The organism is Lentzea sp. NPDC037011 (genome assembly GCF_055607425.1).
On sequence record NZ_JBVJRT010000001.1, the window covers coordinates 921,307 to 946,938 of the forward strand.

25 protein-coding genes are annotated in these 25,632 nt (G+C 70.0%); 16 read left to right on the plus strand and 9 right to left on the minus strand.

The window, feature by feature from the left end; all coding sequences use genetic code 11:
- Nucleotides 1-7: 7 nt before the first annotated feature.
- The 8 genes from ACZ7CH_RS04680 to yhjD all read left to right on the plus strand — a co-directional run bounded on the left by ACZ7CH_RS04680 (nucleotide 8) and on the right by yhjD (nucleotide 8,096).
- Nucleotides 8-802 carry an exodeoxyribonuclease III gene (locus ACZ7CH_RS04680; RefSeq protein ID WP_470373154.1) on the plus strand — a complete coding sequence of 265 codons (795 nt, stop codon included), beginning with the start codon at nucleotides 8-10 and terminating at the stop codon, nucleotides 800-802.
- Nucleotides 803-848: 46 nt separating this feature from the next.
- Nucleotides 849-1,157, plus strand: a complete 309-nt coding sequence (locus ACZ7CH_RS04685; RefSeq protein WP_470373155.1) for a nucleotidyltransferase family protein — start codon at nucleotides 849-851, stop codon at nucleotides 1,155-1,157.
- The gene (locus ACZ7CH_RS04690) at nucleotides 1,147-1,287 is read left to right on the plus strand and encodes a hypothetical protein (RefSeq protein ID WP_458430246.1); all 141 of its coding nucleotides are present in this window, start codon (nucleotides 1,147-1,149) and stop codon (nucleotides 1,285-1,287) included. The genes ACZ7CH_RS04685 and ACZ7CH_RS04690 overlap by 11 nt, the downstream gene beginning before the upstream one ends.
- Nucleotides 1,288-1,463: 176 nt before the next feature.
- On the plus strand, nucleotides 1,464-3,128 hold the full coding sequence (locus tag ACZ7CH_RS04695; RefSeq protein WP_470373156.1) for a TIGR03767 family metallophosphoesterase: 1,665 nt from the start codon (nucleotides 1,464-1,466) through the stop codon (nucleotides 3,126-3,128).
- 64 nt (nucleotides 3,129-3,192) lie between these two features.
- The gene (locus ACZ7CH_RS04700; RefSeq protein WP_470373157.1) at nucleotides 3,193-5,715 is read left to right on the plus strand and encodes a bifunctional FO biosynthesis protein CofGH; all 2,523 of its coding nucleotides are present in this window, start codon (nucleotides 3,193-3,195) and stop codon (nucleotides 5,713-5,715) included.
- Nucleotides 5,716-5,837: 122 nt separating this feature from the next.
- The gene (locus ACZ7CH_RS04705) at nucleotides 5,838-6,032 is read left to right on the plus strand and encodes a hypothetical protein (RefSeq protein WP_360395962.1); all 195 of its coding nucleotides are present in this window, start codon (nucleotides 5,838-5,840) and stop codon (nucleotides 6,030-6,032) included.
- 27 nt (nucleotides 6,033-6,059) lie between these two features.
- Entirely contained in the window at nucleotides 6,060-7,085 is a 1,026-nt protein-coding gene (gene trpS, locus ACZ7CH_RS04710; RefSeq protein WP_458430248.1) for a tryptophan--tRNA ligase, read from the plus strand.
- Nucleotides 7,086-7,109: 24 nt separating this feature from the next.
- Nucleotides 7,110-8,096 carry an inner membrane protein YhjD gene (gene yhjD / locus ACZ7CH_RS04715; RefSeq protein WP_458430249.1) on the plus strand — a complete coding sequence of 329 codons (987 nt, stop codon included), beginning with the start codon at nucleotides 7,110-7,112 and terminating at the stop codon, nucleotides 8,094-8,096.
- A 4-nt stretch (nucleotides 8,097-8,100) separates the two neighbouring features.
- Here the strand turns inward: yhjD and ACZ7CH_RS04720 are convergent, their stop codons facing one another.
- Nucleotides 8,101-9,036: a hypothetical protein gene (locus ACZ7CH_RS04720; protein ID WP_470373158.1), complete on the minus strand. Its 936-nt coding sequence runs from the start codon at nucleotides 9,034-9,036 to the stop codon at nucleotides 8,101-8,103.
- Between the two features lie 104 nt (nucleotides 9,037-9,140).
- Between ACZ7CH_RS04720 and ACZ7CH_RS04725 the strand changes: the two genes are divergently transcribed.
- On the plus strand, nucleotides 9,141-9,737 hold the full coding sequence (locus tag ACZ7CH_RS04725) for a hypothetical protein (protein WP_470373159.1): 597 nt from the start codon (nucleotides 9,141-9,143) through the stop codon (nucleotides 9,735-9,737).
- A gap of 96 nt (nucleotides 9,738-9,833) precedes the next feature.
- Here ACZ7CH_RS04725 and ACZ7CH_RS04730 read toward each other — a convergent pair whose 3' ends face one another.
- Nucleotides 9,834-10,184 (minus strand): hypothetical protein, encoded by a 351-nt coding sequence (locus tag ACZ7CH_RS04730; RefSeq protein ID WP_360395969.1) that lies wholly within the window; start codon nucleotides 10,182-10,184, stop codon nucleotides 9,834-9,836.
- A 9-nt stretch (nucleotides 10,185-10,193) separates the two neighbouring features.
- On the minus strand, nucleotides 10,194-10,421 hold the full coding sequence (locus tag ACZ7CH_RS04735) for an SCO4848 family membrane protein (RefSeq protein WP_053737542.1): 228 nt from the start codon (nucleotides 10,419-10,421) through the stop codon (nucleotides 10,194-10,196).
- Nucleotides 10,422-10,482: 61 nt separating this feature from the next.
- Between ACZ7CH_RS04735 and ACZ7CH_RS04740 the strand changes: the two genes are divergently transcribed.
- Entirely contained in the window at nucleotides 10,483-11,745 is a 1,263-nt protein-coding gene (locus tag ACZ7CH_RS04740; RefSeq protein ID WP_360395971.1) for a D-alanyl-D-alanine carboxypeptidase family protein, read from the plus strand.
- 122 nt (nucleotides 11,746-11,867) lie between these two features.
- Here ACZ7CH_RS04740 and ACZ7CH_RS04745 read toward each other — a convergent pair whose 3' ends face one another.
- Genes ACZ7CH_RS04745 through sdhC form a run of 4 tightly spaced genes read right to left on the minus strand, consistent with a single transcriptional unit; the run spans nucleotide 11,868 to nucleotide 15,255 of the window.
- Nucleotides 11,868-12,647: a succinate dehydrogenase iron-sulfur subunit gene (locus ACZ7CH_RS04745; protein WP_360395973.1), complete on the minus strand. Its 780-nt coding sequence runs from the start codon at nucleotides 12,645-12,647 to the stop codon at nucleotides 11,868-11,870.
- Nucleotides 12,647-14,401 (minus strand): succinate dehydrogenase flavoprotein subunit, encoded by a 1,755-nt coding sequence (gene sdhA, locus ACZ7CH_RS04750; RefSeq protein ID WP_360395975.1) that lies wholly within the window; start codon nucleotides 14,399-14,401, stop codon nucleotides 12,647-12,649. Before sdhA ends, ACZ7CH_RS04745 begins: the two co-directional genes overlap by 1 nt.
- 22 nt (nucleotides 14,402-14,423) lie before the next feature.
- Complete coding sequence (locus ACZ7CH_RS04755; RefSeq protein ID WP_360395977.1) at nucleotides 14,424-14,831, minus strand: succinate dehydrogenase hydrophobic membrane anchor subunit; 408 nt, start codon at nucleotides 14,829-14,831, stop codon at nucleotides 14,424-14,426.
- A 1-nt stretch (nucleotide 14,832) separates the two neighbouring features.
- Nucleotides 14,833-15,255: a succinate dehydrogenase, cytochrome b556 subunit gene (gene sdhC / locus ACZ7CH_RS04760; protein WP_053737536.1), complete on the minus strand. Its 423-nt coding sequence runs from the start codon at nucleotides 15,253-15,255 to the stop codon at nucleotides 14,833-14,835.
- Nucleotides 15,256-15,758: 503 nt separating this feature from the next.
- Between sdhC and ACZ7CH_RS04765 the strand changes: the two genes are divergently transcribed.
- The 6 genes from ACZ7CH_RS04765 to ACZ7CH_RS04790 all read left to right on the plus strand — a co-directional run bounded on the left by ACZ7CH_RS04765 (nucleotide 15,759) and on the right by ACZ7CH_RS04790 (nucleotide 22,530).
- Entirely contained in the window at nucleotides 15,759-16,892 is a 1,134-nt protein-coding gene (locus tag ACZ7CH_RS04765; protein ID WP_360396071.1) for a BMP family lipoprotein, read from the plus strand.
- 81 nt (nucleotides 16,893-16,973) lie between these two features.
- Complete coding sequence (locus ACZ7CH_RS04770; RefSeq protein ID WP_360395978.1) at nucleotides 16,974-18,554, plus strand: ABC transporter ATP-binding protein; 1,581 nt, start codon at nucleotides 16,974-16,976, stop codon at nucleotides 18,552-18,554.
- Nucleotides 18,554-19,627 (plus strand): ABC transporter permease, encoded by a 1,074-nt coding sequence (locus ACZ7CH_RS04775; protein ID WP_360395979.1) that lies wholly within the window; start codon nucleotides 18,554-18,556, stop codon nucleotides 19,625-19,627. The genes ACZ7CH_RS04770 and ACZ7CH_RS04775 overlap by 1 nt, the downstream gene beginning before the upstream one ends.
- Nucleotides 19,624-20,877: an ABC transporter permease gene (locus ACZ7CH_RS04780; RefSeq protein WP_360395981.1), complete on the plus strand. Its 1,254-nt coding sequence runs from the start codon at nucleotides 19,624-19,626 to the stop codon at nucleotides 20,875-20,877. The genes ACZ7CH_RS04775 and ACZ7CH_RS04780 overlap by 4 nt, the downstream gene beginning before the upstream one ends.
- Nucleotides 20,870-21,259: a cytidine deaminase gene (locus ACZ7CH_RS04785; RefSeq protein ID WP_360395982.1), complete on the plus strand. Its 390-nt coding sequence runs from the start codon at nucleotides 20,870-20,872 to the stop codon at nucleotides 21,257-21,259. Before ACZ7CH_RS04780 ends, ACZ7CH_RS04785 begins: the two co-directional genes overlap by 8 nt.
- Nucleotides 21,256-22,530 (plus strand): thymidine phosphorylase, encoded by a 1,275-nt coding sequence (locus ACZ7CH_RS04790; protein WP_470373160.1) that lies wholly within the window; start codon nucleotides 21,256-21,258, stop codon nucleotides 22,528-22,530. Before ACZ7CH_RS04785 ends, ACZ7CH_RS04790 begins: the two co-directional genes overlap by 4 nt.
- Before the next feature lie 77 nt (nucleotides 22,531-22,607).
- On the opposite strand, the gene ACZ7CH_RS04795 is transcribed toward ACZ7CH_RS04790, so the two are convergent.
- Together ACZ7CH_RS04795 and ACZ7CH_RS04800 are read right to left on the minus strand one after the other, a co-directional pair.
- Nucleotides 22,608-24,041: a serine/threonine-protein kinase gene (locus ACZ7CH_RS04795; protein WP_470370090.1), complete on the minus strand. Its 1,434-nt coding sequence runs from the start codon at nucleotides 24,039-24,041 to the stop codon at nucleotides 22,608-22,610.
- A 187-nt stretch (nucleotides 24,042-24,228) separates the two neighbouring features.
- The gene (locus ACZ7CH_RS04800) at nucleotides 24,229-25,632 is read right to left on the minus strand and encodes a hypothetical protein (RefSeq protein WP_470373161.1); all 1,404 of its coding nucleotides are present in this window, start codon (nucleotides 25,630-25,632) and stop codon (nucleotides 24,229-24,231) included.

Genomic DNA, 25,632 nt, shown 5'->3' on the forward strand with positions numbered 1-25,632 from the left:
CCCGGTCGTGCTCACGGTCTCCACGGTCAACGTCAACGGTCTGCGCGCCGCCGCCAAGAAGGGCTACCTGGAGTGGCTCGCGTCCTCCTCGGCGGACGTGGTGTGCCTGCAGGAGGTCCGCGCGGAACCGGGTGACCTCGCAGCCGAGCTGCACACCCCTCCCGGTTGGCACGCCGTGTACGCCCCGTCGTCCCTGAAGGGCCGCGCTGGCGTGGGCGTGCTCTCGCGCGTTGAACCGTCATCGGTCCGCGTGGGCTTCGGCGAAGCGGAGTTCGAGTCGAGCGGCCGCTACGTGGAGGTCGAGCTGCCCGGCGTCGTCGTCGCGTCCCTGTACCTGCCCTCCGGTGACGTCGGCACCGAGCGCCAGGAGGAGAAGGACCGCTTCATGGCGTCCTTCCTGCCGTACCTGGTGTCGCTGCGGGAGAAGGCCGCCGTGTCGGGCCGTGAGGTGCTCGTGTGCGGGGACTGGAACATCGCGCACCAGCAGGCCGACCTGAAGAACTGGCGGACCAACCAGAAGGAGTCCGGGTTCCTGCCGTACGAGCGGGAGTGGATGTCCTCGGTGTTCGCCTCCGGGTACAACGACGTGGTGCGCGCGCTGCACCCCGATGTCGTCGGGCCGTACTCGTGGTGGTCGTATCGCGGGAAGGCGTTCGACAACGACTCCGGCTGGCGCATCGACTACCAGGTGGCGACGGACGGGCTGGCTGGGCGGGCGGTGTCCGCGGTGGTGGAGCGGGCGGCCACCTACGCGGAACGCTGGTCCGACCACGCCCCGGTGACCGTCGTGTACTCGGGCTGATCGCAGACTGCGGATCAGGCACAATCGTGCCCAGGAGGTGACGAGGGTGCACGAGGTCGTGGCCGCCAAGCTGACCGAGATCGAGAACCTGTGCCGGACGCTGGGCGTCCGCCGGCTCGACGTGTTCGGGTCGGCGGTCGGGGAGTCGTTCGACGGGGAGTCGAGTGACGTGGACATCCTCGTGGAGTTCGACGTCACCGACGGGTTCGACCACTTCGGCAGCTACTTCGCGCTGAAGGAAGGGTTGGAGCGGATCCTCGACCGGCCCGTCGACCTGGTGGTCGGCGCCGGCATCCGCAACCCGTACTTCCACCAGCAGGTGATGGACACCAAGGAAACCCTGTATGCGGCGTGATCCCCGTGCGTACCTGTGGGACGCGGTGCGCGCCACTGAGCTGCTGGCCGAGTTCAGCGACGGCAAGTCGTTCGCGGACTACGTCTCCTTGGAAGAGCACCTGCGCCAGTTGTCGGCCGGCTTGAGCTGACCGGCGTCACCCGGTTCACGTCCCAGCACCGCACCGCCGCACGGCCGGTCACCCGTTCCGCCGTCCGACCCAGCCCACCCGGCCTTTATCGCTCCCGTCACCCGACCGCCCGCTCGATTCAACCCGGCCGTTCCCCGAACATGAGCACGATTCACCATCGATGGATCGGGGCGGGCATGACGGGTTTCAACCGGCGCAACTTCCTGCTGGCCATGGGCGTGGGCGCCGCGGGCGTGCCACTCCTCGACCTGGACGCGCAAGCGATTGCGAGCACCGCGGGCACCACGCTCGACACCACCGCCGCACCCATCGGCACCAGCGGCTACCGCAGGCTCCAGGCGGGACCGGGCTGGCCGGTGGTCGTCCGCGGCGACCTGGTCGCGGCCAGGCCCGGCCGGGAGGCGCGGCGCCAGGCGCTCGCCAGCTTCGTGCAGTTCAGCGACATGCACATCTGCGACGCGCAGAGCCCGCTGCGGTTCGAGTACCTGCACCCGGTCATGGGGTCCAGCGCGCACCGGCCGCAGGAGACGCTCACCGCGCAGGGCTCGACGGCACTCGTCAAGCGCGTCAACGCGGTCCAGCGAGGTCCCGTCACCGGGCGGAGGTTCGACTTCCTCATGACCACCGGCGACAACACCGACAACCACGAGCACGTCGAGCTCGACTGGTTCCTCACGGTCCTCAACGGCGGCCGGATCACGCCCAACACCGGCGACAGCCGGTACGAGGGCGTGCAGAACGCGGCGATCAGCACGTTCTGGCAGCCGGACCTGTCCGGCACCGACGACTACAAGGCCAAGGGCTTTCCGCAGCTCCCCGGGCTCCTCGACGCGGCCACCAGGACGTTCACCAGCCCCGGCCTCGACATCCCCTGGTACGCCACGATCGGCAACCACGACGACAGCGTGGTCGGGGCGTTGCCGGACGGGCTGCTCGACGGCTGGTACACCGGGCGCAAGAAGATCGTCGGGTTCGGTGACCCCGTGCAGAACGCGAAGGTCGCGCAGGCGTTCCACGACCCCGCCGCCGTCCCCGAGGCGATGGCCATCCTCGCGAGTGGTGGGGTCGTCAGGACCGTGACGCCCGATGACCGGCGCAGGCTGTTCACCACCGGCGAGTACGTGCGCAAGCATCTGCCGACGGGCGGACACGGTTACACGGACGCCAACGCGGACGGGGTGGACGTCTTCTACACGTTCCGGATGGCGCCGGGGGTGACCGGCATCAGCATGGACACCACGAACCTCGCCGGGTTCTCCACCGGCTCGATCGGGCTGCACCAGCTCAACTGGATCGAGCGGACCCTCCGGCGCAACAGCTCGCTCTACTACGACTGGCTCGGGCTGCCGCAGCGGCAGAACGTCACCGACGAGCTGTTCGTGCTGTTCAGCCACCACACCAGCCAGACGATGGGCAACGTCCTGCCCGACCGCAGGCGGCCGCTCGACCCGCGGATGAACGGTGAGGCGCTCGTGAACCTGCTGCACCGGTTCCCGAACGTGCTGGCGTGGGTCAACGGGCACACGCACCGCAACGTGATCACGCCGCACCGGCACGACACCCCGGGCAGGGGCTTCTGGGAGATCAACACCGCGGCGCACGTCGACTACCCGCAGCACGCCCGCGTCATCGAGGTGGCCGACAACGGTGACGGCACGTTGTCGCTGTTCACGACGTTGCTCGAAGCCGATGCGCCCTATCAGGTCGACTACGACGACCGCAGCGACGAAGCCCTCGCCAGCCTGTGCCGCGAGCTCACCTACAACGACCTCCACTCGCGGACGGACCCGCTGGGCACGCCGCTGGACCGGAACACCGAACTGCTCGTCTCGGTGCGCTGACGAGTGGGATGTCCCACAGCCCGTCACAACTGATCAGGAATTTCGGCGGCCTAAGGTCGTTGACGTGGCAGTGGACATCTCTTTGAACCCACCGCAGCCCCGTCCGAGCGCTGCGGCCCTGCGGCGTGCGCTGCGCCGGGCCGCCGACGGTGCCGTGCTGGACGCGACCGAGGCCGCGGTGCTGTTGCACGCGCGCGGGGAGGACCTGGACGCGCTGCTGGCCGCGGCCGGGCGGGTGCGGGACGCGCACCTGCTCGCCGAGGGGCGGCCGGGGGTCGTCACGTACAGCCGGTCGGTGTTCATCCCGCTGACCAGGTTGTGCCGAGACCGGTGCCACTACTGCACGTTCGCCACCGTGCCGCACAAGCTGCCCGCCGCGTTCCTGGAGCGCGACGAGGTGCTGGCGATCGCGCGCGCGGGAGCCGAGCAGGGCTGCAAGGAAGCGCTCTTCACGCTCGGCGACCGGCCGGAGGACCGGTGGCCGGCCGCGAAGGAGTGGCTGGAGGCGCGCGGCTACGAGTCCACTTTGGACTACGTGCGGGCCAGCGCCATTGCGGTGCTGGAGGAGACGGGGCTGCTGCCGCACCTCAACCCCGGCGTGCTGAGCTGGGAGGAGCTGCAGCGGCTGCGTCCCGTGGCCTCCAGCATGGGGATGATGCTGGAGACCACCGCGGAACGGCTGTGGAGCGAGAAGGGCGGCCCGCACCACGGCAGCCCGGATAAGGACCCCGCGGTCCGGCTGCGCGTGCTCACCGACGCGGGCCGGGTGAACGTGCCGTTCACGACCGGCATCCTGATCGGCATCGGCGAGAACCTGACCGAGCGCGCGGAGTCGTTGCTCGCCATGCGGCAGATCGCCAAGCAGTACGGGCACATCCAGGAAGTCATCATCCAGAACTTCCGCGCCAAGCCGGACACGGCGATGCGCGGCATGCCCGACGCCGACCTCACCGAGCTCGCCGCGACGATCGCCGTCGCGCGCCTGGTGATGCCGTCGACCGTGAGCGTGCAGGCACCGCCGAACCTGGTCGGCGGGGAGTTCGGCCTCATGCTGCGCGCGGGCGTCGACGACTGGGGCGGCGTCTCGCCGGTCACGCCCGACCACGTCAACCCGGAGAAGCCGTGGCCGCAGGTCGACGAGCTCGCCGGCATCACGCGTGACGCCGGTTTCTCCTTGCGGGAACGGCTGAACGTCTACCCGCGCTACGTCCGCGCGACCGCCGGGCAGTGGATCGACACCCGGCTCACCGCCCACGTCTCCGCGCTGGCGCTGGAGAACGGGCTCGCGAACCCGGACGCCGAGGTCGCCGGCCGCGAGTGGCAGGAACCGGACGGCGGTCTCGACACCTACGGCCGCGCCGACCTCAACACCGCGATCGACACCGAGGGCCGCACCGGCGACCGGCGCGGCGACTTCGACGAGGTCTACGGCGACTGGGACGAGCTCAAGGTTCCCGTTGCCCCGCAACGACTTCCCGAAGACGTCCAACGTGGACTGAAGATCGCGGCGGACGACCCGGCCGCGCTGCTCGGCGACACCGACGCCGCCATGGCGCTGCTGACCGCCGACGGCGACGCGCTGGAGCACCTCGTCCGGCTCGCCGACGAGCTGCGCCGCGAGGTGGTCGGCGACGACGTCACCTACGTGGTCAACCGCAACATCAACTTCTCGAACGTCTGCTACGTCGGCTGCCGCTTCTGCGCCTTCGCGCAACGCGAGCGCGACGCCGACGCGTTCCGGCTCTCGGCGGAGGAGGTGGCCGACCGCGCGCAGGAGGCGTGGGACGCGGGCGCCACCGAGGTCTGCATGCAGGGCGGCATCGACCCCAAGCTGCCGGTCACCTACTACGCCGACGTCGTCCGCGCGATCAAGAAGCGGCTGCCGGACATGCACGTGCACGCGTTCAGCCCGATGGAGATCGTCTCCGCCGCGGCCAAGGCGGGCGTGAGCGTGCGCGAGTGGCTGACCGAGCTCAAGCAAGCCGGGCTCGACACCATCCCCGGCACGGCGGCCGAGATCCTCGACGACGACGTGCGCTGGGTGCTGACCAAGGGCAAGCTGCCGACCGCGACCTGGCTCGACGTCGTCGGCACCGCCCACGAGCTGGGCATCCGCTCGTCGAGCACGATGATGTACGGCCACGTCGACCACCCCGGCCACTGGCTCAGCCACTTCCGGGTGCTGGCGCAGCTGCAGGACCGCACCGGCGGGCTCACCGAGTTCGTCGCGCTGCCGTTCGTGCACCGCAACGCCCCCATCTACCTGGCGGGGGTCGCCCGGCCCGGCCCCACCCGCCGCGACAACCGGGCCGTGCACGCCTTCGCCCGGCTGGCGCTGCACGGCCGCGTCGACAACATCCAGTGCTCGTGGGTCAAGCTCGGCGACGAGGGCACCGCGGAGATCCTCAACGGCGGTGCCAACGACCTCGGCGGCACGTTGATGGAGGAGACGATCAGCCGCATGGCCGGGTCCGAACACGGGTCGGCGCGCACTGTGCGTGAGCTCAACACCATGGCTTCACTAGCAGGGCGTAACGCCCGTCAGCGAACTACGACATATGGGCGAGTGCGATCCGATCACCGGTGACCGATAGTCTGACTTGGCGCATGGACGCTACCGGTCCTCGGTAGCTTGGCGGCCAATCAGTCAGCAAGGTTCACCCGTTCCGGGGTGGTCTGTGCTTTGGGGAGGCTCGGCAAGTGCAAGGCGTGAGTTTTGTACTGAGCGCTGCTGTTGAGAGCAGTGTCTCGGGCACCGCTGCGGGTCCAGTCGGTCTGATCGCGGTCACGGCGGGCGTCGGTGGTCTGGTGTACGGCTTCGTGAAGCAGCGCCGCAAGCCGGCGGTGGTGTCGGCGCAGAACCAGCGCGTCGACCTGGTCCAGCAGGACACCCCGCTGAGCTGATTTCCCCGGTCTGAGAAGATTTCTCCCGTGTCCACGGAGAACGCACCCGCACAGCCCGTTCGTCGGCCGCGTGTCCTGTCCGGCATCCAGCCCACGGCAGGCTCGTTCCACCTCGGCAACTACCTGGGCGCGGTGCGGCAGTGGGTGGCCCTGCAGGAGGACCACGACGCGTTCTACTGCGTCGTCGACCTGCACGCCATCACCGTGGAGCAGAACCCCAAGGAGCTGCGGCAGAACACCCGCGTCTCGGCGGCCCAGCTGCTCGCGCTGGGCATCGACCCGGACCGCGCGACGCTGTTCGTCCAGTCCCACGTCCCCGAGCACGCCCAGCTCGGCTGGGTCATGCAGTGCCTCACCGGCTTCGGCGAGGCCTCGCGGATGACCCAGTTCAAGGACAAGTCCGCACGTCAGGAAGCCGCCGTCGGCGTCGGCCTCTTCACCTACCCGATCCTGCAGGCCGCGGACATCCTGCTGTACCAGGCGCACTACGTGCCGGTCGGCGAGGACCAGCGCCAGCACCTGGAGCTGACCCGCGACCTCGCGACCAGGTTCAACTCGCGCTACGGCAAGACCTTCCGCCTGCCGGAGGCGTACATCGTCAAGGACACGGCCAAGATCTACGACCTGCAGGACCCGACCGCGAAGATGAGCAAGTCGGTCCCCGGCGGCGTCGTCGAGCTGCTGGAGGACCCGAAGCGGTCCGCGAAGAAGATCCGCTCGGCCGTCACCGACACCGGCCGCGAGATCGTCTTCGACGTCGAGAACAAGCCGGGCGTCTCCAACCTGCTCACCATCTTCTCGGCGCTGACCGGCCGCACGGTCGAGTCGCTGGTCGCCGACTACGACGGCAAGGGCTACGGCGACCTGAAGAAGGACCTCGGCGAGGTCTTCACCGAGTGGGTCACGCCGGTGCAGGACCGCGTCCGCACGTACCTCGACGACGTGGCCGGCCTGGACAAGATCCTCGCCACCGGCGCCGAGCGCGCCCGCGACGTCGCCGCCGGCACGCTGCGCCGCACGTACGAGAAGATCGGCTTCGTTCTGCCCGAGTAGTGCGGTTGCACTAGCGTCCTACCCGTGGACAAGTGGCGGCAGAAGTACGCGTGGCTCGACCACATCATCCGCGCGTACGAGCGGTTCGACCAGCGGTACGGCACCCAGCACGCCGCGGCGGTCACGTACTTCAGCGTGCTCTCGCTCGTGCCGATCCTGATGATCGGCTTCGCCGTCGCCGGTTTCGTGCTGCAGTCGCAGCCCGACCTGCTCGCGTCGCTGCGCGCCAGCATCGCCGAGGCCGTGCCGGACCAGCAGCTGCGCACCCAGATCAACGAGGCCGTCGACACCGCCCTGGAGTCGAAGGGCACCGTCGGCATCATCGGTCTGCTCGGCGCCGCCTACTCCGGTCTCGGCTGGATGAGCAACCTCCGCGACGCGCTGACCGCGCAGTGGGGTCAGGCCAAGGGCGACCTGCCGTTCCTGGGAACGCTGTGGCGGGACCTCCTGTCGCTGGTCGGGCTCGGGCTGGCGATCGTGCTGTCCTTCGGCATCACGGCCGCGGGCTCCGGGTTCGCCGAGCAGGTCCTGAAGTGGCTGGGGTTCGAGGACGCCGGCTGGGCGCACGTGCTGCTGCGGATCGGCACGATCGTGCTGTCGCTGCTCGCGAACTGGATGGTGTTCCTGTGGGTGCTCGCGCGCCTGCCCCGCAAGCCCGTGGGCTGGCGGAGCGCCGTGCGCGGCGCGCTGGCGGCCGCGATCGGCTTCGAGGTGCTCAAGCAGGCCGCCACGATCTTCCTGTCGTTCACGACGAAGTCGCCGACCTCGGCCGCGTTCGGGTCGGTCATCGGCGTGCTCGTGTTCGCGAACCTCGTGGCGCAGTTCATGTTGTTCATCACCGCGTGGACGGCGACCGCGAAGGAGAACCGGGAGCCCGAGGTCGTGCAGGCCCCGGCTCCCGCGGTGATCTCGCCGGTCGTGTCGGTGCGGCCGGGGCCCTCTCCTTCGCTGATGGTCGGGGTCGGCGCCGTGCTCGGCGCGCTGGTGGGGCTGAGGTGGAAGAGGCGGTAGCCGCTCACCACCCCCGCGGCGCGGCCCGGTCGTCCGGCGCGATCCGCACCGCAGGCCGAGGCCGGGCCCCGGCGGCCTCGTAGGCCCGTCTCAGCTCAGTCGCCACCTGGTCCGGGTGCGTTCTCAACCGCGCCGGCAGCGTCTGCACGACGAGAATCCCCGCCGCCGCGTACCTCGTGTTGCGGGCGAGCGTGCGCTCGTAGTCGCGAGCTCCGCAGTGGAACGCGCGCGAGTCGACCTCCCAGGCCAGTGCCACGTCGTCGAACCACGCGTCCGGTCTGCCGACGACCTGGCCGCGCGCGTCGACGACGGTGGCGTTCCAGTGCGGGGTGGTCAGGCGGATGCGGCGGGAGAGGCGGCGGGCGTCCCGTTCGGCCACCGACTCGGCCCGGCCCAGGTCGGCGAGGACCGAGCGGACCAGCTTCGCGCCGAAGCGGTGGGTGCGGGCCTCCTCGCGGAGGGCCTCCGGGGTGCAGCGGCCCCTCTGGATCGCGGCGGCGACCAGGGCCGTCACCTCGTCCGCCGACCGGAGCTGACGGCAGGCGTCCACGACCGCGCGGGCCGGGCGCACCAGGGGGAAGCCGTCGACGGTCGTGGTCGGCGGCATCGGGGACGCGCGTTCGACGACCAGCCGGCCGCTGCCGCGGACCGGGGCCGGTGCGAGCAGGTGGAGCTCGCGGCCGCGGGCGGGCAGGCCGTGGCGGCGGCAGGCCTCCGCCCCCGTCACGGCGGCACCGGGGCCCGCGCGCAGCAGGGCCGCCGTGAGGTGCTGGTCCTGGGTGGGCGGGCCGTTGTGCAGCAGCACGACACCGGGGTACATGCGCTGCCACGGCCCGCCCGAGGCGCACCGGTGCCAGGGGTTCGAGACGCCCAGGGACTTCAGGGTCGCGGTGGTGATGACGCCGAGGTCGCTGCGTTCGCGCAGCTGGTCGATTCGCACGTCACCAGTGTGACGAGGACCACCGACAGTTCCGGAGCGGTCAGCGCCGGGCGGGCCTGGTGCGGTTCAGCAGGAGCAGGAGCGCGCCGGCGAGGAGCAGCAGCGTGCCCAGTGCGGCCAGCCAGCCGGTCGAGGCGCCGGTGGAGGCCAGGTGGCCCTCGTCGTGGCGCGGTGGCGCGGCGACGGGCTTGGTGGTCGTGGCCGGCGGCGTCGTCGCGTTCGTGGCGGACGTCGTCGTGGTGACCGGCGTTGTCGTCGTGACCGGCGTCGTGGTCGTGACCGGTGTCGTGGTGGTGCTGGACGTGTCGGTGGTGCTGGTCGTGCTCGACGGGGTGGTGGTCGTCGTCGAGTCCGTGGTCGACGTCGTCGTGGACGTCGTCGAACCGGTGGTGGTGGTCGTCGAGCCCGTGGTCGTGGTCGTCGAACCGGTCGTCGTGGTCGAGCCGGTCGTCGTGGTCGTCGAACCGGTGGTGGTGGTCGTGCAGTCGGTCGTGGTCGTCGTGGGGGTCGTCGTGGTCGTCGACGGCTTGGTCCACGAGGTCTTGGTCGTGGGTTCGCCTCTTTCCACGGGGGCGAGGCGTTCCTGCGGGCACCACGAGGCGGCGCACACCTGGCCGTCGCCGGAGGCGGAGGCCTCCGGCGACGCGCCGTGCAGTCCGGCGAACGTCAGCACCGCGCCCGCGGTGAGCACACCGATGTAGGCGATACGAGACATGCCCGCGATCGTGTCGCCGCCCACATCGGGCCGCGCGTGATCTGGGACAACGTCACCCGCGAGTGAGCAGGACTTCCCTCGATCAGGTCCAGAAGACCGCGATGCCCACGTTCAGCACGACCAGCGAGGCGGCGGTCGGCAGCAGCCAGGACGGGGCCTTGGGCTTGTTCACGGTGATCGCGACGACCACCGCGATGGCGACGACGACGGCCAGCTTCACACCGATCTTGACGTGGTCGTACTTCACCGAGTCGACGAGCGGGTCGATGCCGACCAGCGCCAGGCCGGTGAGCAGCTGCAGGGCGGCGCCGTGCAGCCAGCCCTTGTTCACCGGGGCGTCCTTGCCGGCCCTCGCCTGCAACATGATCATCGCGACGAGCATGCCCATGCCCAGCAGGTGCAGGAAGACCAGCACCAGGCGTACGAACTCCACAGCGTTTCCCTATCGACGTCGGGTGGCGAGGAAACCCCGCACGCCCAGCACGCCGATGACGGTGCCGAAGACGAGCGAGGCGATCACGAGCACGAGGTGCACCGTGAAGAACGGGGTCGGTCCGTCGCTGAACGAACGCGGGTCGTTCCAGATGTTCTTCAGGAACGTGGGCCAGATCACCCACGACCACACTCCGAAAGCCACCAGGAAGAGTGACATCGGGCGCGAGAGCTTCACGGCGACCAGTATCGGACGTGGTGCGTGCAAGACGTTGAACGGGGGTGGATAGCCTGGGGGCGTGCCCTTCACCCATCGGCTCATCGTCGCCCTGGTCCTCGCCCTGGCCACAGCCGCGTTCGCCGCACCGACCGGCACGGCACAGCAGAACCTCGCCGCCCAGTGCGCCAACCGCGAGACCCCGCCCCCGCCCGTGGACACCTCCGAGCAGCCGGCGCCCGGTCAGAAGGCCCCCGCACCGCTCGAGGTGCCCGAGAAGCCGATCGGTGGTGACCGGCTCGGCGAGTGCGGCCTGATCCTCCCGCCGAACTCGGCGCAGCCCCCGAGCGGCAACACCGCGGCCTCCTGGCTGCTGGCCGACATGGACAGCGGCGCCGTCATCGCCGCGTACGACCCGCACGGCCGCCAGCGCCCCGCGAGCGTCATGAAGGTCCTGCTCGCGCTCGTCGTGGCCAAGGAGCTGCGCGGCGACATGGTGGTGACCGCCTCCGCGGAGGACACGCAGCAGGAGTGCACCTGCGTCGGCCTGCGCGACGGCGGCCAGTACACCGTCCGCCAGCTGCTGCACGGCCTGCTGCTCACCTCCGGCAACGACGTCGCGCACACCCTCGCCCGCCAGCTCGGCGGCGTGCCGAGGGCGCTGGGCAAGATGAACGCCATGGCCCGCGAGCTCGGCGCCCTGGACACCCGCGCGGTCACGCCGTCCGGTCTGGACGGCCCCGGCACCAGCACGTCGGCCTACGACGTCGCCCTGATCTTCCGCGGCGCCATGAAGTACGACGAGTTCGCCAGCGCCATCAAGCTGAAGCAGTCGCAGTTCCCCGGCCGCAACGGGGGCACGATCATGCTGACCAACGACAACCGCCTCCTCTCGAACTACGAGGGCGCGATCGGCGGCAAGACCGGCTTCACCGACGACTCCCAGCACACCTACGTGGGTGCCGCGGAACGCAACGGCCGCCGCCTCGTCGTCGTGCTGCTGCGCGGCCAGCAGACGCCGACCCCGATCACCACCCAGGCCTCGAAGCTGCTCGACTACGGCTTCGCGATGGGCCCCGGCGGTGTCGGCAAGCTCGTGGACGGCGCCCCGCAGCCCAAGCCGAGGGTGACCTCCACCCAGAACGCCGACGCGGACGCCGTGGCGGCACCGGGTGACAGCGCCAACGGCCGCCCGGCCCCGACCATGTTCGGCACCGTCGGCCTCCCCATCACGGCCGCCGCCGGCGTGGGCCTGCTGGCCGCCGTGTTCCTCTACCTCCGCAACAAGAGGGCCAAGGCGGCACGGGCACGCCGCCAGGCCGCCCAGGCCGCACAGGGCTTCTGAGAGCCTTCTCCCACGAGGGCCCCGGCGCACACCGCGCCGGGGCCCTCGTCGTCGGCACACCGGGTGCAACGACACGGCGCCGCGTCCCCGAGGGGAACGCGGCGCCGTCGTCGAACGGGAGATCAGGTGCGCTTGAACAGCAGCGCGCGCTTCACTTCCTGGATCGCCTTGGTGACCTGGATGCCACGCGGGCAGGCGTCCGTGCAGTTGAACGTGGTGCGGCAGCGCCACACGCCGTCGACGTCGTTGAGGATGTCGAGCCGCTCCTCGGCGCCCTCGTCCCGCGAGTCGAAGATGAAGCGGTGCGCGTTGACGATCGCGGCGGGACCGAAGTACGAGCCCTCCGTCCAGTACACCGGGCACGAGGTCGTGCAGCAGGCGCACAGGATGCACTTGGTGGTGTCGTCGAAGCGCTCGCGGTCGGCGACCGACTGGATCCGCTCCCGCGTCGGCTCGTTGCCGTAGGTCACGAGGTACGGCTTGACGGCGCGGAAGGCCTCGAAGAACGGCTCCATGTCGACGAGCAGGTCCTTGTTCACCGGCAGGCCCTTGATGGGCTCGATGGTGATGGTGGTCTGCTTGTCCTTGAGCAGCAGGTCCTTCAGCAGGACCTTGCACGCCAGGCGGTTCACGCCGTTGATGCGCATGGCGTCCGAACCGCAGATGCCGTGGGCGCAGGAGCGGCGGAACGTCAGCGTGCCGTCCACGTACCACTTGATGTGGTGCAGCAGGTTCAGCACGCGGTCCGACGGCAGCGCGGGGATCTCGAACGAGTCCCAGCGGGGCTCGTCGTCGACCTCCGGGTTGAAGCGCCGGATCTTGACGGTGACCGTGACAGCGCCGTCCGGAACCGGCGGCTGGGAGCCGCGCGAGCCAGCAGTGGTTTCAGCGGTGGCGGTCATCAGTACTTGCGCTCCATCGGCTTGTACCGGGTAAAGGTCACGGGCTTGTAGTCCAGCCGGATGTCCGCGGCCAGGCCCTCGCCCTGCTTGTAGAACATGCTGTGGCGCATGAAGTTCGTGTCGTCGCGGTTCGGGTAGTCCTCGCGCGCGTGACCGCCGCGGGACTCCTTGCGCGCGAGCGCGCCCACCACGAGCACCTCGGCCAGCTCCAGCAGGAAGCCGAGCTCGACGGCCTCCAGCAGGTCGGTGTTGAAGCGCTTGCCCTTGTCCTGCACCTGGATGTGCGCGTAGCGCTCCTTCAGGGCCTGGACGTCGTGCAGCGCCGTCTTCAGCGTGTCCTCGGTGCGGTAGACGGACGCGTTGGCGTCCATCGTGGCCTGCAGCTCGGTGCGGATGTCCGCCACCCGCTCCTGGCCGTGCTCCGACAGCGCCAGCGCGACCTGGGCCTCGACGGCGGCGGCCGGGTTCTCCGGCAGCTCGACGTGCGACTCGCGGGAGAGCGCGTACTCGGCTGCGGCGATGCCGGCGCGGCGGCCGAAGACGTTGATGTCCAGCAGCGAGTTCGTGCCGAGGCGGTTCGCGCCGTGCACGGAGACGCAGGCGCACTCGCCGGCGGCGTAGAGGCCGGGGACGACGTTGTCGTTGTCCCGCAGCACCTCGCCGTGGATGTTCGTCGGGATGCCGCCCATCGCGTAGTGCGCGGTCGGGTAGACCGGGACGGGCTCGACGACCGGGTCGACCGCGAGGTAGGTGCGGGCGAACTCGGTGATGTCCGGCAGCTTCGTCTCCAGGACCTCGGCACCGAGGTGCGTGCAGTCCAGCAGCACGTAGTCCTTGTTCGGGCCGGCGCCACGGCCTTCGAGCACCTCGAGGGCCATCGAGCGGGCCACGATGTCGCGCGGCGCCAGGTCCTTGATGGTCGGGGCGTAGCGCTCCATGAACCGCTCACCAGAGGCGTTGCGCAGGATCGCGCCCTCGCCGCGGGCACCCTCGGTCAGCAGGATGCCGAGACCGGCCAGGCCGGTCGGGTGGAACTGGTAGAACTCCATGTCCTCCAGGGGCAGGCCCTTGCGGAAGACGATGCCCATGCCGTCACCGGTCAGCGTGTGGGCGTTCGACGTGGTCTTGAAGACCTTGCCGAAGCCACCGGTCGCGAACACGACGGACTTGGCCTGGAAGACGTGGATCTCGCCGGTCGCCAGCTCGTACGCGACGGCACCGGTGCAGACCGGGCCGTTCTCCGTCTCGGTGAGGCAGATGTCGAGCACGTAGAACTCGTTGAAGAACTCGATGCCGTGCTTGACGCAGTTCTGGTACAGCGTCTGCAGGATCATGTGACCGGTGCGGTCCGCGGCGTAGCAGGCGCGGCGCACGGCGGCTTCACCGTGGTTGCGCGTGTGACCGCCGAACCGGCGCTGGTCGATCTTGCCCTCGGGCGTGCGGTTGAACGGCAGGCCCATCTTCTCGAGGTCGAGAACGGCGTCGATCGCCTCCTTCGCCATGATCTCGGCGGCGTCCTGGTCGACCAGGTAGTCGCCGCCCTTGATCGTGTCGAAGGTGTGCCACTCCCAGTTGTCCTCCTCGACGTTGGCGAGGGCGGCGCACATGCCGCCCTGGGCCGCGCCGGTGTGGGACCGGGTGGGGTAGAGCTTCGTCAGCACCGCGGTGCGGGCGCGCTGGCCGGACTCGATCGCCGCGCGCATACCGGCACCACCAGCGCCGATGATGACTACGTCGTACTTGTGGAACTGCATTGTGGTGGGCTCCCCGCGCGGGTCAGTTCGAGATGTTCGGGTCGAAGGTGAAGATCACGAACGTGCCGAGCGAGATGATCAGCACCATCGACACGTAGAGCAGCATCTTCAACCAGAACCGGGTGGAGTCCTTGCGCGCGTAGTCGTTGATGACCGTGCGCAGGCCGTTGCCGCCGTGGAGCTGAGCGAGCCACAGCATGGAGAGGTCCCAGAACTGCCAGAACGGGGACGACCAGCGGCCGGCGACGAAGGCGAAGTTGATCTTGTGGACGCCGCCGTCGAGGATGTTCATGATGAACAGGTGGCCCAGGACCAGGACCACGAGCAGCAGGCCGGACAGCCGCATGAACAGCCAGCTGCGGAGCTCGCCGTTGCCGCGGCGGGCCGCGGGGCGGCGCGGCGAGCGGGGCTTGTCGAGTGCGAGAGACATGTCAGTGACCCCCAACCAGGTCGGAGATCGTGCGCTCCATCATGAAGTAGAAGCCGGGGATCATCACGACGACCCAGACGGCCAGCACGACCCAGAGCATGACCCGCTGGTACTTGGCGCCCTTCTCCCAGAAGTCCACCAGCATGACCCGGATGCCGTTGAGCGCGTGGTAGAGCACCGCGCCGACCAGGCCGACCTCGAAGAGGTTCACGACCGGGTTCTTGTAGGTTTCGATCACCGCGTCGTACGCGTTCGGTGACACCCGCACGAGCGCGGTGTCGAGCACGTGGGTGAAGAGGAAGAAGAACGTGAGGACACCGGTGATCCGGTGGGCGACCCAGGACCACATGCCCAGATCACCGCGGTAGAGCGTCCCACCCCCTCGGGTGGTGCCCGACCGCTCGGGTGCGCCTGCGCTGGTCATGCGCCGCGGCCTCCAACGTCAGTGGTGGTGGTCGGCGAAACGGTTCATCCCGACCATGACCGGAAAATCGTAGTCCTGCACGTTGGGACGGACCCAGCAGGCGTACCCGCTCTGTGACTGACGAGACACGCTGTCGATCGGCCAAGCGGTCTTTATCGATACGGAAATGCGGTCCACGCCACAGCTACCGGCGAGTACGCCAGCTGGGCGGTGTGAAGCCGTAGCAGAAGTTTCACAGTTGCCGGACTCTCTTCGGGCCGCACCACTGGGCCGTTGGGACGACGACCAAGGCCCGGAAGCGGCCGAAGCGGACTTTTCCGCCACGCGGCGAACACGGCTGATCACCACTCGTGCGGTCAAAGCGTCGAATGCGTAACCGATAGGGGTCTTTGTAGGTGCTGGCGGCAACGGGGTTGGTTACTAAGAGGTACGGTGCCGCGTCTAGGACCCAACAACGTCGTTGGGGAGGAACCTCAGGGAGGAGACGAGCCGTGCGTCGTCGTATGCGTGGTGTCGCGGTCGCCGCGATCGCGTTGACCAGCGTGATGACTATGGCCGCCTGCGCGAAGGACTCGGGTGGCGGAAGCAACAACTCGAGCGCTGGTACTGGTGCCGCCTGCGAGTTCGCCGCGGCTCCGCCCGCGCCCACCACCTCGAACACCAGCGCCGCCAACGGCGCCAAGGTGGATGCGAGCGCGCTGAAGATCGGTCTGGCCTACGACATCGGTGGCCGTGGCGACGCGTCGTTCAACGACTCCGCCGCCGCCGGTCTGGACAAGGCCATTTCGGACATGGGCGTGAAGAAGGAGAACACGCGCGAGCTGTCCGCCGCCCCGAACGAGGACGAGTCCGCCAAGCAGACCCGGCTGCGCCAGCTGGCCGCCGAGGGCTTCAGCCCGATCATCGGTGTCGGCTTCGCCTACGCCGAGTCGATGAAGCTCGTCGCCGCGGAGTTCCCGAACGTCAAGTTCTCGCTGGTCGACGGCTCCGTCGACGGTGCGGCCAACGTGACGCCGCTGCTGTTCGCCGAGCAGGAGGGTTCCTTCCTCGCCGGTGTCATCGCCGCGTACCAGAGCAAGAAGTGCCACGTGGGCTTCGTCGGCGGCGTCGAGATCCCGCTGATCCAGAAGTTCGAGGCCGGCTACTTCCAGGGTGCGCAGACCGCCGCCCCGAAGATCAAGGTCGAGAAGAAGTACATCACGCCCGCGGGTGACTTCACCGGCTTCCAGGACGCCCCGAAGGGCCAGGAAGCCGCGAAGGGCCAGATCGACAAGGGTGCGGACGTCATCTACCAGGCCGCCGGCGCGTCCGGCAAGGGCATCTTCTCCGCCGCCAAGCAGGCGGGCGTGCTGGCCATCGGCGTCGACTCCGACCAGTACAACCAGGCGACCGTCGCCGACACCAAGGACGTCATCGTGTCGTCCATGCTCAAGCGCGTCGACGTCGCGGTCTACGACTACATCGCCGCCGTCGCGAAGAACGACCTCGCGTCGCTGCCGAAGGTCTTCGACCTGAAGGTCGACGGCGTCGGTTACGCCACGACGGGTGGCAAGATCGACGCGAAGCTGCAGGGCATCCTCGAGGGCTACAAGGCCCAGATCATCGAGGGCAAGATCACGGTCAAGGACAAGCCGTAGTCCGGAAGCCACGAACACCGCCGGGCCCTGTGAGGTTTCGCCCTCACAGGGCCCGGTGCGTGGTAGGAGGAGCACTCGACGATGAGCAGTTCCACGTCCGTCGGCACGGACGAACACCCCGCGGTGGTGCTCACGGGCATCACCAAGCGATTCCCCGGTGTGGTCGCCAACAGCGACGTCCACCTGACCGTCCGCCGCGGCGAGGTGCACGCGCTCTGCGGTGAGAACGGCGCGGGCAAGTCGACCCTGATGAAGATCCTCTACGGCATGCAGCCGCCGGACGAGGGCACCATCGAGGTGAACGGCGAGCAGGTGCGGTTCCGCACCCCGTCCGACGCCATCAAGGCCGGCATCGGCATGGTGCACCAGCACTTCATGCTTGCCGACAACCTCACGGTGCAGGAGAACGTCGTCCTGGGCGCCGAGGCGCTGCACGGCATCGGCAAGAAGGCCCGCGCGCGCATCATCGAGCTCTCCGGCAAGACCGGTCTCAACGTCGACCCCGGCGTGCTCGTCGAGCAGCTCGGTGTCGCCGACCGGCAGCGCGTCGAGATCCTCAAGGTGCTCTACCGCGGCGCCAGGGTGATCATCCTGGACGAGCCGACCGCCGTGCTCGTGCCGCAGGAGGTCAACGAGCTCTTCGACACCGTCCGCGGCATGCAGGAGCAGGGCTACACGTTCCTGTTCATCTCGCACAAGCTCGACGAGGTCCGCGCGATCGCGGACTCCGTCACGGTGATCCGCCGCGGCACGACGGTGGGCAGCGCGGACCCGAAGACGGTGTCGTCGCGCCAGCTCGCGGAGATGATGGTCGGCAGCGAGCTGCCCAGCCCGGAGACCCGCGAGTCCACCGTCACCGACCGGGTCGTGCTGGCGGTCGAGGGCCTGCGGCTGATGACCCCGGACGGCGCGCGGCCGATCCTCGACGACGTCGACATGGTCGTGCGGTCCGGCGAGGTCGTCGGCATCGCGGGCGTCGAGGGCAACGGCCAGACCGAGCTCGTCGAGGCCGTCATGGGCATGCGCAAGGCCGGTGGCGGCACGATCACGTTGCAGGGCAAGGACATCACCAAGCTCGGGACGCTCGCCCGGCGCGAGGCGGGCATCGGCTACGTGCCGGAGGACCGCCACCGCCACGGCCTGCTGCTCACGCAACCCCTCTGGTACAACCGCATCCTCGGCTACCAGACCCGCAAGCCCACCTCCAGGGGCATGTGGCTCGACATCGACGGCGCCAAGAACGACACCGAGCGGATCGTCGCGGACTTCGACGTCCGCACGCCCGGCATCGACGTCCCCGCGGCGGCGCTCTCCGGTGGCAACCAGCAGAAGCTGGTCGTCGGCCGCGAGCTGTCCGGCGACCCGGTGCTGCTGATCGCCTCGCACCCCACCCGCGGTGTGGACGTCGGCGCGCAGGCGTTGATCTGGGACGAGATCAAGCGCGCCCGCGCCGCCGGTCTCGCCGTCCTGCTGATCTCCGCCGACCTGGACGAGCTGATCGGCCTGTCGGACACGATCAAGGTCATGCTGCGCGGCCGCCTGGTGGCCGACGCGGACCCGAACACCGTCACGCCCGAGGACCTCGGCAGCGCGATGACGGGTGCGGGCAGCACGAGTGCCGCGGTGCACGAGACCGCCGCGGTAGAGGAAGGCGAGCACTGATGGGACACCTGCGCGGCAAACTCCTGCCGCCCGCGTTGGCGATCGTCTTCTCGATGCTGTTGTGCGGCGTGGCGCTCGTCATCTCCGGTGCCAACCCGCTCAAGGCGTTCGGCGTGATGGTGACGCAGGTCGGCAAGGGCACGACGTTCGTCGACATCATCAACTCGACGGGCATCTACTACATCGCGGCGCTCGCGGTGGCGATCGGGTTCCAGATGAACCTGTTCAACATCGGTGTCGAGGGCCAGTACCGCGTCGCCGCCGTCATCGCGGCGGTCGTCGGCGGCTCGATCGTGCTGCCGCCCGGCATCCACACGCTGGTGATCATCATCGTCGCCGCGCTCGCCGGTGCCGCCTGGGCCGCGATCCCCGCGATCCTCAAGGTGACGCGCGGCGTCAACGAGGTCATCTCGACGATCATGATGAACGGGCTGGCGATCGGCCTGTCCGCCTACCTGATCCGCCGCGACGTCTTCGGTGAGCTGCGCGGCAACAACATCCGCACCGCCGAGATCCCGGAGTCCGGCTGGATGCCCGGCATCTCGTTCGGCGGCAGCGGCACGATGTTCGGCTTCATCTTCGTGGCCATCGCGCTGGGCGTCGGCTACTGGGTGATGATGAACAAGACCCGGTTCGGCTTCGAGCTGCGCGCGTCCGGCGAGTCCTCGACCGCCGCGTCCGCCGGTGGCGTCAACGCCAAGAAGATGGTCCTGGTGTCGATGCTGCTCTCGGGCGCCATCGCGGGCCTGATCTCGCTGCCCGAGCTGCTCGGCCGCGACCACACGTTCAGCCTGAACTTCACCGCCGGCATCGGCTTCTCGGGCATCGCGATCGCGCTGCTCGGCCGCAACCACCCCGGTGGCATCGCGTTCGGCGCGCTGCTCTGGGCGTTCCTCGACAAGTCGGGCCTCGCGCTCGACAACGTCGGCGTGCCCAGGGAGATCGTCACCATCATGCAGGGCTCGATCGTCCTGTCGGTCGTCGTCGCCTACGAGGTGGTGCGCCGCTTCGAGCTCGCCGCCGAACAGCGCCGCGTCGGCCGTGAGCTCGGAACCGTTGGAGGTGCCGCGTGATCTCGACGTTGGAGGAGAAGCCGCACATCCCGGCAGCGCCCCGCAAGCGCAGGGTTCCCGGGTGGGCCGTCGGCATGCTCGGCGTCGCCGGTGCGATCGCGCTGCTGTCGATCACGTCGATGCAGACCGGTTTCCCGCAGCTCACCTCGTCCGGCACGACCCAGACGGCGGTCCGCCTGGGCCTGCCGATCCTGCTCGCCGGCCTCGGCGGCCTGTGGGCGGAACGCGCCGGCGTGGTCAACATCGGCCTCGAAGGCATGATGATCATGGGCACCTGGGGCGCGGCGTGGGCCGGCTACCAGTGGGGCCCGTGGGTTGCGGTGCTCGCGGCCGTCGTGTTCGGCGCACTGGGTGGCCTGCTGCACGCGATCGCCACCGTCACGTTCGGCGTCAACCACATCGTTTCCGGTGTGGCGATCAACCTGCTCGGCGCCGGTCTGACGAAGTACCTGTCGACACTGGTGTTCTTCCCGCTGTCGAACAACCCGCGGCAGTCGCCGCCGGTGCAGCCGTTCGACACGTTCTCCGCGGCGGGCCTCGACGACTGGCTCGGCGAGCTGGAGGCCGGTCAGCGCCTGTTCATCTCGGACGTCGCGGGCATCCTGCGCGGCCTCGTCACCGGCGTCTCACCGCTGACGATGCTGGCGATCCTGCTGCTGCCGCTGTCGTACTACCTGCTCTGGCACACCCGCTTCGGCCTGCGCCTGCGCTCGGTCGGCGAGAACCCGCACGCGGCGGACTCGCTGGGCGTGAAGGTGTACTTCCACAAGTACGTCGCCGTGATCGTCTCCGGTGGTCTCGCCGGTCTGGGTGGCGCGGCGCTCGTGCTGAACCCCGGTCAGCTGTCCTACCTGGAGGGCCAGACCGGCGGCCGCGGCTACATCGGCCTCGCCGCGATGATCTTCGGCAACTGGCGGCCCGGTGGCCTGCTCGGTGGTGCGGCGCTGTTCGGCTACGCCGACGGCCTGCAGCTGCGGTCGGGTGGCGACACGGTGCTGGCGCTGGTCTACGGCGTCGTGCTGCTGCTCGGCGTGATCGTGGTGTGGCAGCTCATCCGCCGCAAGTGGTTCTCCGCGGCGGCGGCCATCGTCGTGGCCGTGCTCATGTACCTGCTCTACATCAGCCTCGACGAGATCCCGAGCGAGTTCGTGGCCTACGCGCCGCACATGGTGACGCTGGCCGTGCTCGCCGTCGCCTCGCAACGACTCCGCATGCCGGCGGCCGACGGTGAGGTGTACCGCCGTGGCTGAGGTCGACTGGGACGTGCTGCGGGCACGGGCGGTGGAGGCGGCGCAGTCCGCCTACTGCCCGTACTCGGGGCTGCGGGTCGGTTCCGCGGCGCTGTGCGACGACGGCCGGATCGTGACGGGCTGCAACGTCGAGAACGCCTCGTACGGCGTGGGTCTGTGCGCCGAGTGCGCGATGGCCGGTCAGCTGCAGCTCACGGGTGGCGGCCGGTTCGTCGCCGTGGCCTGCCGGTCCGGTGCCGGTGAGCTGCTGATGCCGTGCGGCCGGTGCCGCCAGGTGCTCTACGAGCTGGGTGGCCGGGACTGCCTGGTGGACACGCCGTCCGGGGTCCTGCCGATGTCGTCGGTGCTGCCGGACGCGTTCGGACCGGAGGACCTGCCATGAGCTTCTCGGCGGTGGACGTCATCCGCGCCAAGCGCGACGGTGCGGCGCTGACGTCCGAGCAGATCGACTGGGTGATCGACGCCTACACGCGCGGCGCGGTCGCCGACGAGCAGATGTCCGCGCTGGCCATGGCGATCTTCCTGAACGGCATGACGCCCGCGGAGACCGCGCGCTGGACGCAGGCGATGATCGCCTCCGGCGAGCGGTTGTCGTTGCACGTCGACCGCCCCACCGTCGACAAGCACTCGACCGGTGGCGTCGGCGACAAGATCACGCTGCCACTGGCACCGCTGGTCGCCGCCTGCGGTGCCGCGGTGCCGCAGCTGTCCGGTCGCGGGCTCGGGCACACCGGCGGGACGCTGGACAAGCTGGAGTCGATCCCCGGGTGGCGGGCCGCACTGTCCACTTCGGAGATCCTCGACCAGCTGTCGTCGGTCGGTGCCGTGGTGTGCGCTGCCACGGAAGGACTTGCTCCCGCCGACCGCAAGCTCTACGCGTTGCGCGACGTCACCGGGACGGTCGAGGCGATCCCGCTGATCGCGTCCTCGATCATGTCGAAGAAGATCGCGGAGGGCGCCGAGTCGCTGGTGCTCGACGTGAAGGTCGGCTCCGGTGCGTTCATGAAGGACCTCGCGTCCGCGCGGGAGCTGGCCTCGGCGCTCGTGTCGATCGGCGTCGAGCACGGCGTGCGGATCTCGGCGCTGCTGACGGACATGTCGGTGCCGCTGGGCCGGGCCGTGGGCAACGCGGTCGAGGTGGCCGAGTCCGTGGACGTGCTGCGCGGTGGCGGTCCGGCCGACGTGGTCGAGCTGACCGTCGCGCTGGCCGCGGAGATGCTGTCGCTGGCCGGGATCTCCGCCGACCCGGCCGCCGTGCTGGCCTCGGGTGCGGCCTACGAGGTGTGGGCGCGGATGATCAGCGCCCAGGGCGGCGACCCGGAGGCCGCTCTGCCGGTGGCCGCGCACAAGCACGTCGTGACGGCACCGGCCGCCGGTGTGCTGTCCACGTTGGACGCCTACGGCGTGGGTGTCGCGGCGTGGCGGCTCGGTGCCGGCCGCGCGCGCAAGGAGGACCCGGTGCAGGCCGGTGCCGGCGTCGTGTGCCTGGCCAAGCCGGGTGACGTCGTGGAGGCCGGTCAGCCGTTGCTGGAGCTGCACACCGACACCCCGGACGCGATCACCGGTGCTCTGCAAGCCCTCGAAGGTGCCTGCAGCGTCACAGACTCCGCGCCGGAACGGTCACCGCTGGTGATCGACACCATCCGCGGCTGACTGACAACCCCGCCCCTGGCTTCCACGGCATCTGCAAGTACCGAGTACTTGCAGATGCCTGGGCCAGCAGGGGGAGGTCAGTTGACGAGGGAGCCGGCCAGGGGGGACCTGTCCTGTTTCCAGAGCACGCACAGGACCTCCTGGCGGCCCGGTGCGGTGGCGTCCTGCCAGGCCTCCCACTCCTCCTGGGTGGGCACGAGGCCGGTGAAGCCGAGCGGCTCCTGGATCTTCGGCTCGACCACCCTGAACTGCTCGGTGCAGTAGTCCTTCGTGAAGTCGGCCAGCCACTTCGTGCCGGGGTACGGCGTCTCCTTGGGCTTGTCCCACAGCGGCGTCGCCGCGGAGAACAGCTGGATTCCGTGCGGTCCGTCGCACGGCACGTTCGTGCGCACCGGCGAGCCCTGCGTGAGGAAGTCCTTCCCGCACTGCGTCCCCGACAGGTTCCACTCGGGCACGTCACCACCACGGCCGAACGTGGCGATGCGGCGGGCCGGCAGCGGGGCGCCCACCGGGAGCTGCGAGGCCTCCGCCCACTCGGTGGAGCTCTGCCCGCTGGGTGCGGAGCCCGTGGTGCCGTCGGGCTTGAAGGCCTGGTAACCGGCGAACGCCGCCCCCGCGAGCACCAGCGCACCGAGCGCGACCGCGCCGGCCACGACGAGCCTGTTCTTGTTGCGCGGCAACGACACCGGCGCCGTACCCTGCACGATCGCGACCAGCATCTGACGTGCCTGGGGTGCGGTCAGGCGCCGCGCGGGGTCGACGGTCAGCAGCCCGCGGATCACCTGGGCCAGCGCGGGTGACGCGCGCCGCAGCACCGGCGGCTCGTTCATGACGGCGTGCAACGTGGACGCCGTGGACGTCCGCTCGAACGGGCTGATGCCCTCGACCGCGTGGGCGATCGTGACGCCGAGTGCCCACAGGTCCGACGCGGGCGAGGCCTCCCAGCCGCTCAGCCGGTCCGGTGACATGTACGCGGGCGACCCGACGATGCCGCCGTTGTGCGTGAGCCGCGGGTCGTCCACGGCCTGCGCGATGCCGAAGTCGGTGAGCTTCACCGTCCCGTCCGGACGCACCATGACGTTGCTGGGCTTCACGTCCCGGTGCACGATCCCGGCCTGGTGCGCGGCCTCCAGCGCCCCCAGCACCTGCAACGCGACCCCGGCCATCCAGGTGGAGTCGCGCGGCCCGTTCCGCTGCACGATGCTCGCGAGGTCGAGCGCGTCGACCAGCTCCATGGCGAGGTAGGTGCGGCCGTCCTCGCGGACGACGTCGTAGACGGTGACGACCGCCGGGTGGTTCAGCCGGCCCGCGGTCCGCGCCTCGCGGAGCATGCGCTCCTCCAGCACGGTGCGTTCCTCGGCGGCGATGCCCTGCGGCGGGTGCAGTTCCTTGAGCGCGACCGCCCGGCCCAGCAGCTGGTCCTGGGCACGCCACACGACACCCATCGCACCTCTGCCGAGCTCGACGAGCAGGGTGTAGCGGTTGGCGACGACTCGCTGTTGCTGCTGCACGGACTTCCCTTCCGGACGCCACCGGCTGCCCTTGTGGTCACCCCCAGCCGGCGCGAGCATAACCACGGCGTGTGTGAGCGCTCTCCCCGTGGGCACGTGCGTCGCACGGCAACCGGTTCACCGCAAACGCGGAACGGCCCCGGAGCGACGTTGCTCCGGGGCCGTTCCTGGTGGGGGTCTCAGGCGCTCAGGCGCCCTCGGCCGCCAGGTCGTCGTCGTCCACGTCCTTGCCGCCGTTGGCCGGCTTCGGGCCGCCGTTCTTGCGGGTGCGGCGCTGCGGGCGGGGCAGGGCGGTGGGCGGCGGGGGAGGCGTGGGCGAGCCGCCGCCGAGGATCAGCTCGGCGAAGGTGGCCATGGCCTCGTCGAGCTGGCCGCCGATGCGCAGTTCCGACTCCTGGTTCGACCGGCGGACCAGGGACTGCAGCGCGTCGGTGTCCGGGCGGGCGCCGACGGTCTCCGCGACCTTGGAGAGGCTCGCGTCGACGGTGCCGCCGAGCTCGGCGATGCGCGCGGCGAAGCCGTCCTCGACCTTGTCGAGGCGGTTGGTCATGGTGTCGAGCTGCGAGGTGACCAGCTCCAGGCGGCGGGCCAGCGCCTCCAGGCGGTCCGCGGAGTCGACCTGGTCGCGGGACTGCTCGATCGCCGCGTACAGCGCGGTGCGGGCCTCGTCGAGCTTGCCGTTGACGACGTCGCGCGTGTCGGCGACGGCGGAGGTGAGCTCCGCGCGGGTCTCGGCGAGCGAGCCGGCCAGCGAGTCGCGGGTCTCCACCACGGCGCCGGCGAGCTCGGAACGGGCCTGCGACAGGGAGCCGGCGAGCGAGTCGCGGGTCTCGGCCAGCGAGGTCGAGATCTGGGTGGTGCGGTCCGCGAGCGAGCCGGCGAGGGAGTCGCGGGACTCGGTGATCGCGGCGGACAGCTCGGCGCGGGCGGCGGCGAGGGTGTCGTGCTGCTCGTCGGCGCGGCCGTGCAGGCCGGAGAACGACTCGGCGAGGATCTTCTGCAGGGCCTCGCGGGTGCCGTCGAGGTGCTCGTGCACGCCCTCGTCGACCTCGTCCAGGCGGCCGCGCAGCGCGGCTTCGAGGGCCTCGATGCGCTCGCGCAGCGGCGTCGTGACAGCGGCGGGGAGCGCCTCGACCTTGCCGTCCTGCTTGTCCAGGTGGCCGTCGAGGTCGTCGATGCGCTTGTGGATGCTGGAGAGCTTGTCCTCCAGGCCGTCCATGCGACCGGCGACGCCCTCGAAGCGGCCGGCGACGCCGTCGAGGCGGCCGTCGAGCTGGGCGAAGGGCTTGGCGAGCTTGTCGACCAGGCCGTCGACCGCGCGGCCGATGTCCTGAACGGCGTTGTCCTGGGCCTCCAGCTTGGCGAGTGCCTCGTCGAGACGTTCCGCGAGCACGCTGACCTCGGTGCGGTCCGGCAGCTCCGACAGGCGCTTGCGGACCGAACCCAGCGACTCCAGAGGCGACATCCGGGCGTGGATCTCGTCCAACGCGTCGAAGATCTGCTGCTGCTCGCTCTCACGGATCTCCGCGGCGCGCGTGAGCATGTTGCGCATCCGATCGAAGGACATCGTGGAGTTGTTGTTCTCTGTCAC